The sequence below is a fragment of the Synergistaceae bacterium DZ-S4 genome (genome assembly GCA_025943965.1).
Classification (GTDB): domain Bacteria; phylum Synergistota; class Synergistia; order Synergistales; family Synergistaceae; genus Caenicola; species Caenicola nitritireducens.
In genome coordinates this window covers 57,578-71,076 of sequence record JAPCWD010000011.1, presented here as the reverse complement: position 1 = coordinate 71,076, position 13,499 = coordinate 57,578, and the positions used below count along the sequence as shown (strand labels likewise).

15 protein-coding genes, 2 tRNA genes and 1 other annotated feature are annotated in these 13,499 nt (G+C 51.9%); of the genes, 15 read left to right on the top strand and 2 right to left on the bottom strand.

Annotation, left to right across the window (positions count from 1 at the left end; genetic code table 11):
- The 7 genes from tuf to rplA all read left to right on the top strand — a co-directional run.
- A partial coding sequence (gene tuf, locus OLM33_08045) for an elongation factor Tu (GenBank protein ID MCW1713608.1) occupies window positions 1–123 on the top strand: 123 nt, incomplete at its 5' end.
- Between the two features lie 67 nt (window positions 124–190).
- Window positions 191–340, top strand: a complete 150-nt coding sequence (gene rpmG / locus OLM33_08040) for a 50S ribosomal protein L33 (protein MCW1713607.1) — start codon at window positions 191–193, stop codon at window positions 338–340.
- A gap of 21 nt (window positions 341–361) precedes the next feature.
- Window positions 362–439: transfer RNA gene (locus tag OLM33_08035), tRNA-Trp, on the top strand.
- A gap of 68 nt (window positions 440–507) precedes the next feature.
- Entirely contained in the window at window positions 508–690 is a 183-nt protein-coding gene (gene secE / locus OLM33_08030; GenBank protein ID MCW1713606.1) for a preprotein translocase subunit SecE, read from the top strand.
- Between the two features lie 72 nt (window positions 691–762).
- Complete coding sequence (nusG, locus tag OLM33_08025) at window positions 763–1,314, top strand: transcription termination/antitermination protein NusG (protein ID MCW1713605.1); 552 nt, start codon at window positions 763–765, stop codon at window positions 1,312–1,314.
- A gap of 105 nt (window positions 1,315–1,419) precedes the next feature.
- A complete protein-coding gene (gene rplK / locus OLM33_08020; protein ID MCW1713604.1) occupies window positions 1,420–1,845 on the top strand; it encodes a 50S ribosomal protein L11 in 426 nt (141 codons plus the stop codon).
- A gap of 86 nt (window positions 1,846–1,931) precedes the next feature.
- Window positions 1,932–2,642 (top strand): 50S ribosomal protein L1, encoded by a 711-nt coding sequence (gene rplA, locus OLM33_08015; GenBank protein ID MCW1713603.1) that lies wholly within the window; start codon window positions 1,932–1,934, stop codon window positions 2,640–2,642.
- Window positions 2,643–2,732: 90 nt separating this feature from the next.
- Here rplA and OLM33_08010 read toward each other — a convergent pair whose 3' ends face one another.
- The gene (locus OLM33_08010) at window positions 2,733–3,446 is read right to left on the bottom strand and encodes a hypothetical protein (protein ID MCW1713602.1); all 714 of its coding nucleotides are present in this window, start codon (window positions 3,444–3,446) and stop codon (window positions 2,733–2,735) included.
- Between the two features lie 198 nt (window positions 3,447–3,644).
- Window positions 3,645–3,800, top strand: a sequence feature (ribosomal protein L10 leader region).
- A 34-nt stretch (window positions 3,801–3,834) separates the two neighbouring features.
- Between OLM33_08010 and rplJ the strand changes: the two genes are divergently transcribed.
- Window positions 3,835–4,362 carry a 50S ribosomal protein L10 gene (rplJ, locus tag OLM33_08005; GenBank protein ID MCW1713601.1) on the top strand — a complete coding sequence of 176 codons (528 nt, stop codon included), beginning with the start codon at window positions 3,835–3,837 and terminating at the stop codon, window positions 4,360–4,362.
- Between the two features lie 70 nt (window positions 4,363–4,432).
- Window positions 4,433–4,810 (top strand): 50S ribosomal protein L7/L12, encoded by a 378-nt coding sequence (rplL, locus tag OLM33_08000; protein ID MCW1713600.1) that lies wholly within the window; start codon window positions 4,433–4,435, stop codon window positions 4,808–4,810.
- A gap of 100 nt (window positions 4,811–4,910) precedes the next feature.
- Here the strand turns inward: rplL and OLM33_07995 are convergent, their stop codons facing one another.
- Window positions 4,911–6,074: a phosphodiester glycosidase family protein gene (locus tag OLM33_07995; GenBank protein ID MCW1713599.1), complete on the bottom strand. Its 1,164-nt coding sequence runs from the start codon at window positions 6,072–6,074 to the stop codon at window positions 4,911–4,913.
- A 118-nt stretch (window positions 6,075–6,192) separates the two neighbouring features.
- On the opposite strand from OLM33_07995, the gene OLM33_07990 reads away from it, so the two are divergent.
- From OLM33_07990 to OLM33_07965, 6 genes are all read left to right on the top strand, one after another.
- Window positions 6,193–6,268, top strand: a tRNA-Ala gene (locus OLM33_07990).
- 188 nt (window positions 6,269–6,456) lie between these two features.
- Window positions 6,457–7,344 (top strand): PhzF family phenazine biosynthesis protein, encoded by an 888-nt coding sequence (locus OLM33_07985; GenBank protein MCW1713598.1) that lies wholly within the window; start codon window positions 6,457–6,459, stop codon window positions 7,342–7,344.
- A gap of 248 nt (window positions 7,345–7,592) precedes the next feature.
- A complete protein-coding gene (locus tag OLM33_07980) occupies window positions 7,593–11,291 on the top strand; it encodes a hypothetical protein (protein MCW1713597.1) in 3,699 nt (1,232 codons plus the stop codon).
- Entirely contained in the window at window positions 11,281–11,877 is a 597-nt protein-coding gene (gene cobU, locus OLM33_07975) for a bifunctional adenosylcobinamide kinase/adenosylcobinamide-phosphate guanylyltransferase (GenBank protein MCW1713596.1), read from the top strand. The genes OLM33_07980 and cobU overlap by 11 nt, the downstream gene beginning before the upstream one ends.
- Window positions 11,874–12,683, top strand: coding sequence for an adenosylcobinamide-GDP ribazoletransferase (locus tag OLM33_07970; protein MCW1713595.1), 810 nt, complete (start codon window positions 11,874–11,876; stop codon window positions 12,681–12,683). Before cobU ends, OLM33_07970 begins: the two co-directional genes overlap by 4 nt.
- Complete coding sequence (locus OLM33_07965) at window positions 12,680–13,486, top strand: Cof-type HAD-IIB family hydrolase (protein MCW1713594.1); 807 nt, start codon at window positions 12,680–12,682, stop codon at window positions 13,484–13,486. The genes OLM33_07970 and OLM33_07965 overlap by 4 nt, the downstream gene beginning before the upstream one ends.
- The last annotated feature ends 13 nt before the right edge of the window (window positions 13,487–13,499 follow it).

The following is a 13,499-nucleotide window of genomic DNA, read 5'->3' as shown; positions in this document are numbered from 1 at the left end:
GACAACAGCACATTTGAAGTGAACCTGATCGTACCGATCGCAATGCAGCCGGGACTGCGCTTCGCAGTACGCGAAGGCGGCCGCACGGTAGGCGCAGGCGTCGTTACTGAGATCATAGACTAGCAGCTGAACGAGGCGGCTGTAAAAATCAGCCGCCTATTAAAAACTTTTTGTATGGAGTGAAAGAATAATGGCGGATATCGTCGGTCTTCAGTGCACAACATGCAAGCGCCGCAACTATGTGACGCTTGTCAACAAGAAAAAGGCTACCAAAAAACTTGAAAAAAAGAAATATTGCAAGTTCTGTGACAAACATACCTTGCATAAGGAGTGCAAGTAGGGTAAAATAACCTCCGCACGCAGGTCTGTAGCTCGAACTGGTTAGAGCACCGCACTCCAAATGCGGGGGTTGAGGGTTCGAATCCTTCCAGGCCTGCCATTTTGTTTTTGCCGGTTTTTGTTTAGGTTCTAGAAATATCAAAGTTTGAGAATGAGGAGGTCGGGGTTATGGAAAAAGTCCTCGACTACATCCGGGAATCAAGAGCTGAACTGAAAAAGGTCACATGGCCCACAAGGCAGCAAATGTGGTATTCAACGATCGTAGTCATTGTGGTAACTTTCATGGTTTCAGCCTATCTCGGGCTGGTAGATTTGCTTCTCACGGGAGTATTCTCCAAAATCGTCCGATAGCCTGGATCAGATATGGCTTTCGAGTCTCGACTGTAACCTGGAGGTGAAGGGGGCTGCGGCCCTCTTTTAGGCATGAGCGAAATATTTGGTAACACACAGGAACGAAGCTGGTACATAGTCCAGACCTATTCCGGCTACGAGAATAAGGTCAAGGCGAACCTTGAGCAGAGGATCGCGACGATGGGTATGGAAGACAGGATCTTCCGTGTCCTTGTCCCAATTGAAGAGAAAGTTTACATCAAAGAGGGCAAAACAAAGCGGATCCGGAGAAAGATCTTCCCGAGCTATGTGCTCGTGGAGATGATCCTCGAGGACCAGTCCTGGTATGTAGTTCGCCATACACCCGGAGTGACGGGATTTGTCGGATCGGGAAACCATCCTATCCCCCTTACCCCTAAAGAGGTAGAGGAGATAATGAACAAGCTTGGCAAAGAGGCGAAGCCTAAGGTCGAAGTCGATTTCCAGGTGGGAGATACGATCCAGGTCAGGAGTGGACCATTTGCGGGACAGGCCGGTCCTGTCATCGGTATTGATGCGGACAAGGGCAAGATAAAGTTCAGCGTAACGGTATTCGGACGTGAGACCATTGTTGAAGCGGACTATACCGAGCTGGAAAAGATCTGACAGAAACAGTCACTGCTTTAATTTTGCATAGCGCACATTGACAAAAGAATGATCGCCCGATGAGGGCTTTACATAAGCAGCAAAACCAAGGAGGTAACATGTACTATGGCAAAGAAGGTAATTGGGGAGCTTAAACTGCAGCTTCCCGCAGGAAAAGCGACACCGGCGCCGCCGGTAGGACCTGCGCTCGGACAGCGCGGCATTAACATAATGGAATTCGTCAAGGCTTTCAACGCCAAGACGGCGGACAAAGTTGGGATGATCATCCCGGTCGTTATCACAGTATACGCTGACCGCAGCTTCTCTTTTATCCTCAAGACCCCCCCCGCGAGCATCCTGATCAAGAAAGCTGCGGGCAAGGAAAAGGGCTCCTCTGTCCCCAACAAGGACAAGGTAGGAAAGATAACAAAGAAGCAGGTCCAGGAGATCGCGGCTCTCAAGATGCCCGACCTCAATGCGAACGACATCGACGCTGCAATGAAGATGATCGAAGGCACAGCCCGTTCGATGGGCATCGAGGTAGTCGGTTAGAAATACCGGCTAGATGACTTCCCGGATATCCGGGATGTGGGAGGAGGATCTCTGGTCTTCCGACATTACCACGAGGAGGAATAATAATGTCAAAAAAAGGTAAGCGCTACAAGGCACTGCTCGAAAAAGTAGATCTCACGAAGCAGTATTCAATTTCAGAGGCTGTCGCAATAGCGAAGGAATGTGCAACGGCTAAATTCGACGAAAGCCTCGAACTCCATGTTCGTCTCGGCGTAGACCCCCGCCATGCAGACCAGCAGGTAAGAAGCACGATCGTCCTTCCGCACGGGACAGGCCACACAAAGAAGGTGTGTGTCCTTGCACTCGGAGACAAGCAGAAGGAAGCTCAGGACGCAGGCGCGGACATCGTCGGAGGCGAAGATCTTGTAAAAGAGATCGCTGAAGGCAGGATGGATTTCGATGCAGTAATCGCCACACCGGACATAATGAAATCAGCCGGACGTCTCGGCAAAGTTCTCGGTCCCCGCGGACTTATGCCAAGCGCAAAGGCGAATACAGTTACGTTCGACGTTGCCGGTGCTGTCAAAGAGATCAAAGCCGGTCGTATCGAGTTCCGTGTCGATAAAACAGCTATTACGCACAACGCGGTAGGCAGAGCATCTTTCCCGGCAGAACACCTTGAAAACAACGTCAAGGCGCTCTTCAGAGCCATCCTCAAAGCCCGCCCTGCAGCTGTAAAGGGTACCTATGTCAAAAGCATGACCCTTGCAACGACTATGGGAGTTGGAATTTCCGTAGATCCCGTCCAGGCCCAGAAAGACACAACAGCAGAATAAATTTCTGAACTCACATGAGAAAAAGTAAGGGGGATGCTTGCGCGTCCCCCTTACTTTTTCTTTAATGCTTTTTTCGGAACTGAGATCAAATTATTTTTTCGGCACCCTCTTGACCGCGTTTTCCACAACGTTTGTGATATGCCTCGTCAATGTAGGCAAAGGGGTGAAGAGGTCCTCTGCGGTGCTGGCCGTTACGTTGACGCCGTAGATCAAAGTATTGTCCCTCGAGTTCCGAAGTTCCAGCCTTACCGCCCCCAGTGCGGATGTTTCGTCCCACGCGGGCTTGATCTTCTGGTAGCTTATGGGTACGCTCCGTGTCTCCCATTTGCCGTTTACATATACGGAGCGGTTTTCGTACCTTGTATCCCAGACGACCTCCTGAGGGTGGTGGACGGTCGTGTATGCGCATTTCGTGACGGTTGCCGACAATATTGCGTCTGTGTATTCCGGGGAGAGTGAGAGCGCCTTCTCAGCGGTCTTGTCCCTGCCGGTTTTTTCTGAAGGTCCGGTGCCTTTGACAAAGTCATCCCTTTCGATTATCTGTTCTGGGGTCTTTACAAGGAAACTGAAACCGCCCTTTTCCTGGGATGTCAGTTCTCTCCACCTCTGCTGGACAGAATCGTCAAGGAAAGGCTCGTTCGGAGGTATCGTGATCTCATACATTACTGGAAGCGCCAGTACGGATTTGATCGAGGAATAATCGTATTCTTTGTTTCTAAATTCCTCAGCGGCCGGTTTTGCCATCGATGATGATGCAATGGAAATAAGAATGCATGCCAGGATAAGTGTCAAGAGCCTTTTCATGTTGAAACTCCTCCGTATATTATTTGTGCCTTGATATCATGCTGATTATTTTACATTACAAAAGCCGGATGATGTTGATAAAATTGTTGTCTGTACCAAATATTTTGCTGAGTTTTCCCTCCGGGCATAGATATCGGATATCAGGAACAGTTACAGCAACAATATTTGGGGTGCTGTACAAATTATCATCCTTATTGTATAATCTCACAGCTTAGACTCAAGACAGCAGGTGCGCTTGCGCTTAATTTCCTGCCGAGGTCTGCGAAGGATAACCGTGCCCCATTAACTCAATTACTGCACGTATTATGGCTTCCGGACTCCCCTTGAGTGACGGAGGCCTTTTTTATTGTCGGCATCCGATCACAACATCAACAGGAGGTGAAATTGAATGCCAACACAAGCAAAACGTGAAACGATCGATTCCCTGGTAGGACTGCTCAACAAGAGCAACGCAGTCTTCATCACCGAGTACCGCGGCCTCACAGTCAAGAAGATCAGCGACTGCCGCAAACGCATCCGCGAGGCAGGCGGCGAGATGAAGGTGTGCAAGAACACACTTATGCGCATAGCCTTTACGGAGGCGGGCATAACACATGCACCTGAGTTTGACTCAGGCCCGAACGGCTACGTTCTCTCCTACGGCGACGTGGCATCTGTAGCGAAAGCCATCCGCGACTTCTCAAAAGAGAAGGGAAACGAGGCCCTGATAGTGAAGGCGGCGGTCCTTGAAGGAAAGATCCTCAGCAAGGAACAGGTCTTCGCGCTTGCGGACCTTCCCTCAAAGGAAGTTCTCATCGCCCAGGTCGTCGGTACCATCGCAGCTCCTCTCAGGGGACTCGTCACAGTACTTTCCGGCCCTGCAAGAGGACTCGTCACATGCCTCTCGCAGATCAAGGACAAAAAGGAAGCGGCATAGCCGGTATGAGTGGCAAATTTGCCGCATAGCAGCATAAAAATTTAAAATATCCTTAGGAGGATGAATTAGTATGACACGTGAAGATATCATCAAGGCAATTGAAGAAATGTCAGTACTTGAGCTCTCCGAGCTCGTGAAGGAACTCGAGGACAAATTTGGCGTATCGGCAGCGGCACCCGCGATGATGATGCCTATGGCCGGCGCAGCAGCACCCGCAGCGGCAGTCGAAGAAGAGAAGACAGAGTTCGACGTAGTCCTCGCTGACCACGGCGCAAACAAGATCGGCGTCATCAAGGTCGTTCGTGAGATCACCGGCCTCGGCCTCAAAGAAGCCAAAGAGCTCGTAGACGGCGCACCCAAGACCGTAAAAGAGCAGGCTGCAAAGGAAGAAGCCGAAGAGATGAAGAAGAAACTCGAAGAAGCCGGAGCAAAGGTGGAACTCAAGTAGTCCGATCTCTTATGATTTTGGAACAGATAAAACGGGACCCCGCCATCAGATCGGGGTCCCGTTTTTTTGATCTGAATATTGTCTGACCGGACAAGAAAGGTCAGTTTCTGACTCCTGAATCCTCCCTGAATATCAGCACACCGTAAGGTATTGGGCGCTCGGCATCGTTGCTGTTGCTTGGAAGGGTGAAGGTGTTTCCCCTCCACCAGAGAGAGCTGGACCCTCCGCCGTCAAGGTTCAGTGCCGTAGACATCCCCAGCCACCTGCATACCTTCCTTGTCTCCTCAATGGTCGCACCAACGCTGTGCATATTGTCCCTGCCGTCTATGACCGCCCACATGATTTTTTTGCCGTCAGTCCCTACCATAGTCCGTGGATGCCGCATATTGAGGACGTTTTCTTTGATGTTTTCAGTATTGTCCGTATATTCGCCGTTCTTAAGCAGGAGCGGACCGGCCTGGAGCATCTCGGTATATTGGTCGAAGCGTCTGTCGGAATTTATGTCAGCTGTCTCCCTGCCGTCTACGAAGACCGTTTCCCCTTTGTCGTTCCAGCCGAACGCGGACCGCTGCGGCCAGAACTTCGCGTTGTCGGTGTATCCCTGCCTTCGAAGCACGCCTATCGGTTTTGCCCCGGCAAAATAACCTCCGTTGATCCCTCCGACGACGCCGTAGTTTTCGACGGCTATGGTGGCTAGGGGTGCCTTGTTTGCACCGACCATGACCGCTGTAGCTATCTGGCATTTAACTGCGTCCATGTCGACTGTTATCATCGCCGCGAAGAGGGGTTCGTTGACCCCCGTTTCCAAATTTCCGTTTGCCGGGCCTGAAGGGTCGCCTATCCCGTGTTTAAACATAGTCAGCGTAGTACCCTCTGATGAGAATGAGTCCTTCCAGGATACTTTTTTCCTGCAGAGTTCGAGCCAGTCTGTCAGTGCTTTTATATCTTCTTCGCCTAACGGTCTCTCAAGGCCGTTCAGGATCGCCGACGGAAGAGAAGGGGATATCTTTTTTGCTATTTCCGCCACAGGATCCAGATGGCTCCATTCCGGCAATATCGTGACCTGGTCATAGGCGGTTATGACGAAGCCCCAGCCCATCGATTCAAACACGAGCCTCAGGGCTGAGGAACCGGTCATTTCATCATCAGTATCAGTCAGATATTTTGCGGGCACTTTGTGTCCCAGTGATTTGAAAATATACGGCATAAGCTCATCCTTTGTGACCGCGAAGGATGAGCCGGCTAAGGCAAACAGGAGGGCCAAAGTTAATAAAACAGTCGCGCAGGTTTTTGTTTTTCCTGCCGTAGTAAGTCTTTTCATGCCCTTATGATAGTATTGACACCATTTAACCTAATCAGTATAATGGCCCATGTTCGACTTCGGGGTTTTAGCTCAGTTGGGAGAGCGCTTGAATGGCATTCAAGAGGTCAGGGGTTCGAATCCCCTAAGCTCCACCAGGTAATTATATGCCCGCCTTTCGAGGCGGGTGTTTTTTTTATTCCCAAAAGCATCCGGAATTTTGGTCTAGAATTATTTTTCTCTATTTTGCCGTAAGCAATCTTGTTCTGAACAAAATCCAAAGTTGGCGTATACTCTGAGGTATGTTTGTCAAAGGATCACCAATCGGTCAAAAGGAGCCTTGGTCATGAAGATACTGGGTTTTAAAAAGATCGACGCTTTCACGAAGGGAAGCTCTTCAGGCAACCCTGCCGGTTATGTTCTTCTGGACCGGATGGACAGCCTGAGTGAGGGAGAGATGCAGAAACTCGCATCCGAACTCAAAGGCTTTGTCAGCGAAGTGGGCTTTGCCTGCAGGGAGCCCGGCGGATTTCATCTGAAGTACTATTCGTCTGAATGCGAAGTCGCATTCTGCGGACATGCAACTATCGCCATCATGTATGACCTCATCTCGACAGATACGGAACTGCTTGAGGAAAAGGAGCTGAAGATCAGGGTCAGGGCGGAGACCTTGCCTGTCTTCAACCGCCTGAGGGAAGAGGATGCGGTCTACATAACAGCCCCGGAGCCGGGATTTCTTCAAAGGGATATCAGTCGAAACGAGATAGCTGAAGCACTTGGTGCGGACGTGGAAGCTATAAAGGCAGAAAGAGCAGTCAGAGTAATAGACGGCGGTCTCAGGACCCTAATAGTCCCTCTGGCTTCCCTCATGGACTGTATTGAACTCTTCCCGGATCAGGAGAAGCTCAGGAGATTTTCCACGGAAAAAGATTTTGACATAGTACACGTATATACCGACGAGGTAAGTACAAAAGGGACAAAATACAGGACCCGCGTCTTCGCGCCCAAATACGGATACCTGGAAGACCCTGCCACGGGCTCCGGAAATTCGGCATTTGGATATTATCTTATCGACGAAGGCATGTGGGAGGATGATTTCTCGATAGAACAGGGACCCTCCCGGAACTCCCCCAATATCGTCAGGATAAGGCGCCTAACCGGAGAGAGGGCTGACAGGATACTTTTCGGAGGATCAGCCACGACCAGGATAGAGGGCAAGTATCACCTCCACTGAATCATAAAAAAGATCAACGAGGGAGGCCTGTTTTCATTTCAGGCCTCCCCTTTTATCGCCGGGTCCGGGATAGCCGCGTGTCCTCTGCTCCAGGTCCCGGCAATTATGTGACAATGTATAATTAAGGCGGACATATACAGTGTAATTGCATATGTCCGAAAGTGAAAACATGGTAGAATTACCGGGTATAACAGCCGATCACATGATCAAATGAAAATGTATACAGAGCCGCCGAGGTGTAATTGATTTTGAGGGTGAAAAAAATCAACAGCAAAGCAGGAATAATTGCTGCATTAACAACTGCAGCCGCAGGGATCGCCCTTGTGGTCCTGACTCAGGTGGACTTCCTGGGGGATCTTGTCGTGGACCAGATCAGCAATGCCGTAAGGGACCAGCTCAACGTCGAGCTTGTCATGCCTGCCCTTTCCGGCAACCCCGTCATGGGCTTCGAAGGGAAGGAAATGTCCTTTGTCCGTTCCGATGACAAGCTCCTCACGATTGATAAGATAGACATAAACCTCTCCCTCCCCAGCCTTCTTAAAAATTCACCCCGCATATCCACCCTGGTGATAGAGGGCCTAAGCACCGACTATGATTCGCTGCTTAAGATGGTGCCGGAGAAAAAGGGGAGCGCGGGAACAAAGGATATCCCTATGGACAAGATAATACTGAACGAGGTCAGGGTATCCTCCCAATGGGGGCTCCTCGAGCTGGACGACAGCTCGCTTGAACTTCGCGGACTGGAGTGGTTCGCCCCCGTGCTCAAGGGCAAGTTCCGTGATATCCCATTTTCAGTATTCGGAGTAGTCAGAAAGGAAGAAGAAAACTGGCTGCTTGACGGCTTCTCCGCCAAGCTTGACGAAGGTTCCGCCAAAGCCTCCGGAGCTGTATATCCTGTTCCGGATTTCAAAGCTGATATAAAAGATGCCGACCTGCGGACGATAGCCTCGATATTCCCGAACTTCTCGAAATATGGCGTAACGGGCACATTGACGGCAAAGATGGAAATGAGGGGCGAGGGCAGGGACATCTTCACTTCTGGAGAAGGGGTCCTTAAAAAGGCTGTTGTCGGAAAGGTGCCGCTTGAAGAGGTAGCGGCCAAATGGAGATACGAAGAGGGTGTTCTTGATATCTCGCTTGAGGAGAGCAAGGTCTTCGACTCATCACTCCGGGGATCGATGAAGCTTGATACAAGGGCCCCGGGGAAATATCTCGAACTGAAAGCCGATGCGCGGAACCTCCGCTTCGCAGACTGGACTGACAAGATAGCCCATGAGATAGCAGGGAACGCAGCGATGCTGAAAGGCAGCATCACCGCTATGGAGGCAGACCTTAAGGGCCCGCTGGACGCGCTTGTAGGGAAAGTCGAGATAGCTCCCTCAAACGTTGCGTACAACAATATGAAGTTCACAGCGCTGCAGGGGAAGGCGCTCTTTGAGGGCAGGCCTTCAGGGAAATTAGATCTCTCGGCTCTCAGCGAGGGAAGGGAAATAAAGCTCGCAGGAACTCTCAGCATCGCCGACGGAGTGCCTGTCGATCTTAAACTGAACGCGAGGGCGATAAAGCTGGAAGAACTTGGAAAAGCGTTCAGCGAACTGGGAAAATACGAACTTAAGGGTACCGCCGATGTCTCTGCGAAAATCGGGGGAGAAATAAGCGCAATGAAGGTGAAGGCGGACATCACCTCGCCCTCCGCGGAGATAAAGGGGATAGGAAAGCTTACGAGGGTCAAGGCATCCCCCGAGTACGACGTTTCGCTGGGAACTTTCAGGCTGACGAATGCGTCCCTTCTCTGGAACGGGGCGCTTATCACGGCTTCGGGCAATATGAAGGATATAGGGGGAACACCCGAGCTCTCCTTCAGCGGAGCGATAAAGAACGCCTCCCTCAGCGGCTTTCATAGCACACTCGGAGTCCTCAAAACTTTGAATATATCCGGAGATGCTTCGGGAACATGGACTCTTAGGGGAAAGACAGATTCTCCTGAGGCGCTGCTGAAGCTCAGGGTCTCAAACGGCAGGTTCATGGATCTCGAGGTCTCAAGATTTCATACTGAAATGGCATATTCATCAAATAAGCTTGACTTCAGGAAGATGGATGCAGAAATGGCCGGAGGCAGTGCGGACCTCAAAGGCAAAGTCGACCTTCCGTATAAGGCATCCAGCGGATCTTCTCCTGTCAGGTGGGAATTCGAAGGCAGAGTCAGGAGAGTGGACATCTCGGCCCTCAACGGACTTTTTGGCATGGAGCAGGATATCGAAGGACCGTGCTCGGGTGAGATCAAGGTGGGCGATGACGGAAGAGGCATCAGATGGAACGCGGACATTTCGTCAGAAGGCCTCAGGTGGAAGGAGTTCTCAGCTGACGGGGCCACAGGCAGCCTGAGCGGTGATCCAAAGGAGATCAGGATCAGCAATGTAAAGGTCGATTTCCTGAGGGGAAAGCATCTCCTCACCGGTAAGATCATCCCTTCGCCGGCGGGCAGGCCTTTCTCAGAATCCATGCTCGATCTGAAGATCGCATCTGAAAATATAAACATGTATGAGTTGCTGAGGAAACACCTGCCGGTAGTAAGGGGCGTGCAGGGCCTTATAAAAAGCGAAGTTCTGGTCGGAGGTACAGTTGAAAAGCCTCTTTTGAACGGCAGCGGTACGCTGGCACCTTTCAGGTACAGGGGATTTCTGCTCCCGATGGTAGATGTCGCGTTCAACGGCAGCCTGATAGACATTAAAGTTTCAGAAGCTAAGGCAAGGCTTGCACGAGGTGAATTGACGGCTAACGGCAGAGTCTACATGGAGAACGGAAAATGGCATGGAGCCCTTGACACTAAAGGCAAAGATATTGACCTCAGGCAGATAGGAGCCTACTTGCCTGACCAGTTCAGGCGGAGGTTCGGAGGAAACGCCAGCTTCAAGTTCACCGGCAGGGGAGAGGTCGACAATTTCAGCGGAGAAGGTTCATTTTCTTCTGAAAGGATGAGATTCCTGGGATTGAGGATAAGGAACGTCAACGCCCCGTTTTACATCTCCGAAGGCTATGCGGTCATGGAAGACGTGAAGGCTGAGACGAACGGCGGAGCTGTTACAGGCGGACTTGCAATGGACATAGCGAAGAGCAGCTGGGGCGGCAACCTTACAGTGATGAGCGCCGACGTGGCTCCCATGATAAAACAGGCTTTTCCCTCCCTTTCGGGTTCGATTTCGGGCAAAGGAGACCTTAAGATCAGGGCAGGGGGCGAACCGGGAAGGATGAGCACCGTCAATGCCGCAGGGGTCCTCTTCCTTAGGGACGGAGAGATCTCCGGCTTTGAAGCGGTAGAGGCCGCAAAAAAATATACAAAGGGCAAACCGCTCCTCTTCAAAACGGTCCAGACGGCATTCACCCTTGACGAAGGGTACCTGACGATCCTTCCCGGAAGCCAGGCTGTGGCGCCTCCCGGAGATCCCGTATATCGTTATGTCATGCTTGACGGTCTGGTAAACAAGAAAAAAGAGATGAGCCTCTTTGCCATGGGCAAAGTAAATATTCAGGCTTTGAACGCCCTCCTCGGAGCGCTTCAGGGGATCATAAACGTCGGCATGGAATTCACGGGTGAGCTTGACAGAAGCGCGCTGCTGCAGAACTTCCTCGGAGGAGTCCTGTCAGGCTTCACAAGGACAGATTTCCGTTTCGTTACGATGAATATAAACGGAACTATGGATTCTCCGAGCTTCAGCAACGTAAAGGTCGACAAATCGGAGCAGATGACAAGCCCAAGGAACGTGATACCGAAGTCGGCCAGCGATCCGAATGAAAAAGACTATCAGGGCAGGGATACTGTCTTCAGACTTAAATTTGAAATCCCTGTCGGCCCCGGAGTAAGCTATACCAACGGGAATAATATCGGCGGACAGATCATAGAGCAGACGCTCGGAAACATACTGCAGGGGATAGACTTTGGAAACTGACGGTGAGAGGATGTTCAAATCAGGGATCACCCTCATCCTGGGGGGTGCCAGAAGCGGGAAGAGCACCTTTGCTGAAAGGCTGGCTAAGTGTGCTGCCTCCCATGTTACGTACCTTGCGGCTGCGGACGCCCGGGACGCAGAGATGCAGGAACGCATTGCCATACACAAAAAGAGAAGGCCTGCGGGATGGGAGACCTTCGAAGGAGATCCCTACGAGATATGTGCGGCTGTAAAGAGAATAAGGGGGGTCCTTCTGCTTGACTGCCTCACGCTGTGGCTGACCCGCCTCTTCCTTGAAGGGGGGCTTGCGGAAAACGCCTCGGGATCCGAGTGGCAGGCAAGGGAAGAACAAATAAGGGCAATGACCGAAGATCTCTGTTCTATCCCTCGAGAAGGGACGCACCTGATAATTGTGAGCAACGAGGTCGGTTTCGGCCTCGTGCCGACTTATATAATGGGCAGGCGATTCAGGGATCTGCAGGGCAGGATGAACCAGCTCTGCGCTTCAAAGGCGGAAAGAGTCGCCCTTGTAGTCGCAGGCTGCCCTCTGTGGGTCAAAGGGTCGATGGAGGAGAGTTGGCAATGAAGAGCGTAAAATTCCGGGAATATATGGACAGGCTGACTGATGAGATCAGAAACGAGGGATCGAGGCTTGACTTCATTGGCAGGTTAGTTGTGGCATGGACCCTGCTCTCGCGCATCCCGCTGCCCAAAAAGCTGTGGCCGTCGGAGATGCCGACAGGCAACAGGACACTTCCTCTTGCCCCCCTTGCCGGAGGGCTTCTCGGCCTGCTTGTCGGGATCGCAGTGTCTGTCGTGAGATCCCTGGGATTAGGCGCGCCCGGCTCCATTTGGATAGGCGTCTTGTTTTACTCGATAATAGGATGGTCACTGCACCTCGACGGGTGGGGGGATCTCTGGGACGGAATAGGCTCGGGCCGGCAGGGCGAGGAGCTCCGTTCCGTAATGAAGGACAGCAGGCTTGGAGCTTATGGGGCTGTCGGCCTCATACTCGCATTCGGACTCTGGACATCCCTGGCGGGATCTGTCCGGCCTGACAGACTCACAACCGCGTTGATCGTTTCCGCTGCTTCCGGCAGATTTGCATGCTGCACAGCTGCCTACATGGGCAGGTATCCTTGGGAGAGCGGCATGGGCAAAGGCTGGGTGGACACCTTCACAGGATATGATCTCTTCATCTCATTGATCGCGTTTTTTGTCTTCATGCCGATCGCGCCGGTCAGGTGGTTCTTCTCAGCTGCGGCCGCCCTTATAACGGGTTTCGGGATGGCGGACTGGATGAACTCCAGGCTCGGCGGAGTGAACGGCGATGTCCTGGGCGCCGCTGCCGTGGCAGCTGAGATAGCCTCTTTAGCGGTATTCTCGGCATGAACACTTTCAGGCCGAGGCTTATCGCAGTTGACATGGATGGTACGATCCTTAACAGCTCAAGCGAACTTTCAGCAAGGACAAGGAACGCTCTCCGGTCCGCTATCTCGTCAGGGATAACTGTTGTCACCGCGACGGGAAGGATGTATCCTTCAGCCCTCCCCGTGATCAGGGAGGTAGGCATAACAGCCCCCTGCATATTCTACAACGGTGCTGTCGTGCGCGATCCCCTTTCTGGTAAGACCATCCACGAAAGAGGAGTAGGAAGGGAACTGACTGCGGAAGTCCTCTCCTTCTACCGGCAGCAGGGATGGTACATACAGGTCTACAGCGATGACAGGCTCTATGTGACGGACAGCAGCGACCCAAGAAGCAGATTCTACGAAAACATATCAAAAATACGGCCCGTCTCGGTCGGTGAAAAGTTCTGGGACCTTGACGTCGATTCAACGAAACTTCTGGGCATAGCGCTGGAAGAAGACGATTTCCGCCTGATGGCAGAGAGGACTGTCTCGCGCTTTGGCGGCCGGATCTACACTGCGACTTCGTGGGGGGCTTTTGTTGAGATGACCCACCCCGATGTTAACAAGGCGAAGGGGCTTGCGATAGTTGCGGAAAGGCTCGGGATCGACAGGTGCGATGTCCTTGCGATAGGTGACGGCTCCAACGACAGGGAAATGATCGGATGGGCAGGGTACGGCGTTGCTATGGGCAATTCACCAACTGATGTAAGAGCGGCGGCGGATGAGACAACTTTAGACAATGACAGCGACGGGGCGGCAGTGATAGTTGAAAGATATCTGTAACGGGGGGTCAGAT

What these genes read in the sequence shown, in the direction of transcription:
- rpmG (MCW1713607.1), top strand. Translation starts at nt 191, where the DNA reads ATGGCGGATATCGTCGGTCTTCAGTGCACAACATGCAAGCGCCGCAAC.
- secE (MCW1713606.1), top strand. Translation starts at nt 508, where the DNA reads ATGGAAAAAGTCCTCGACTACATCCGGGAATCAAGAGCTGAACTGAAA.
- nusG (MCW1713605.1), top strand. Translation starts at nt 763, where the DNA reads ATGAGCGAAATATTTGGTAACACACAGGAACGAAGCTGGTACATAGTC.
- rplK (MCW1713604.1), top strand. Translation starts at nt 1,420, where the DNA reads ATGGCAAAGAAGGTAATTGGGGAGCTTAAACTGCAGCTTCCCGCAGGA.
- rplA (MCW1713603.1), top strand. Translation starts at nt 1,932, where the DNA reads ATGTCAAAAAAAGGTAAGCGCTACAAGGCACTGCTCGAAAAAGTAGAT.
- OLM33_08010 (MCW1713602.1), bottom strand. Translation starts at nt 3,446, where the DNA reads ATGAAAAGGCTCTTGACACTTATCCTGGCATGCATTCTTATTTCCATT.
- rplJ (MCW1713601.1), top strand. Translation starts at nt 3,835, where the DNA reads ATGCCAACACAAGCAAAACGTGAAACGATCGATTCCCTGGTAGGACTG.
- rplL (MCW1713600.1), top strand. Translation starts at nt 4,433, where the DNA reads ATGACACGTGAAGATATCATCAAGGCAATTGAAGAAATGTCAGTACTT.
- OLM33_07985 (MCW1713598.1), top strand. Translation starts at nt 6,457, where the DNA reads ATGAAGATACTGGGTTTTAAAAAGATCGACGCTTTCACGAAGGGAAGC.
- OLM33_07970 (MCW1713595.1), top strand. Translation starts at nt 11,874, where the DNA reads ATGAAGAGCGTAAAATTCCGGGAATATATGGACAGGCTGACTGATGAG.
- OLM33_07965 (MCW1713594.1), top strand. Translation starts at nt 12,680, where the DNA reads ATGAACACTTTCAGGCCGAGGCTTATCGCAGTTGACATGGATGGTACG.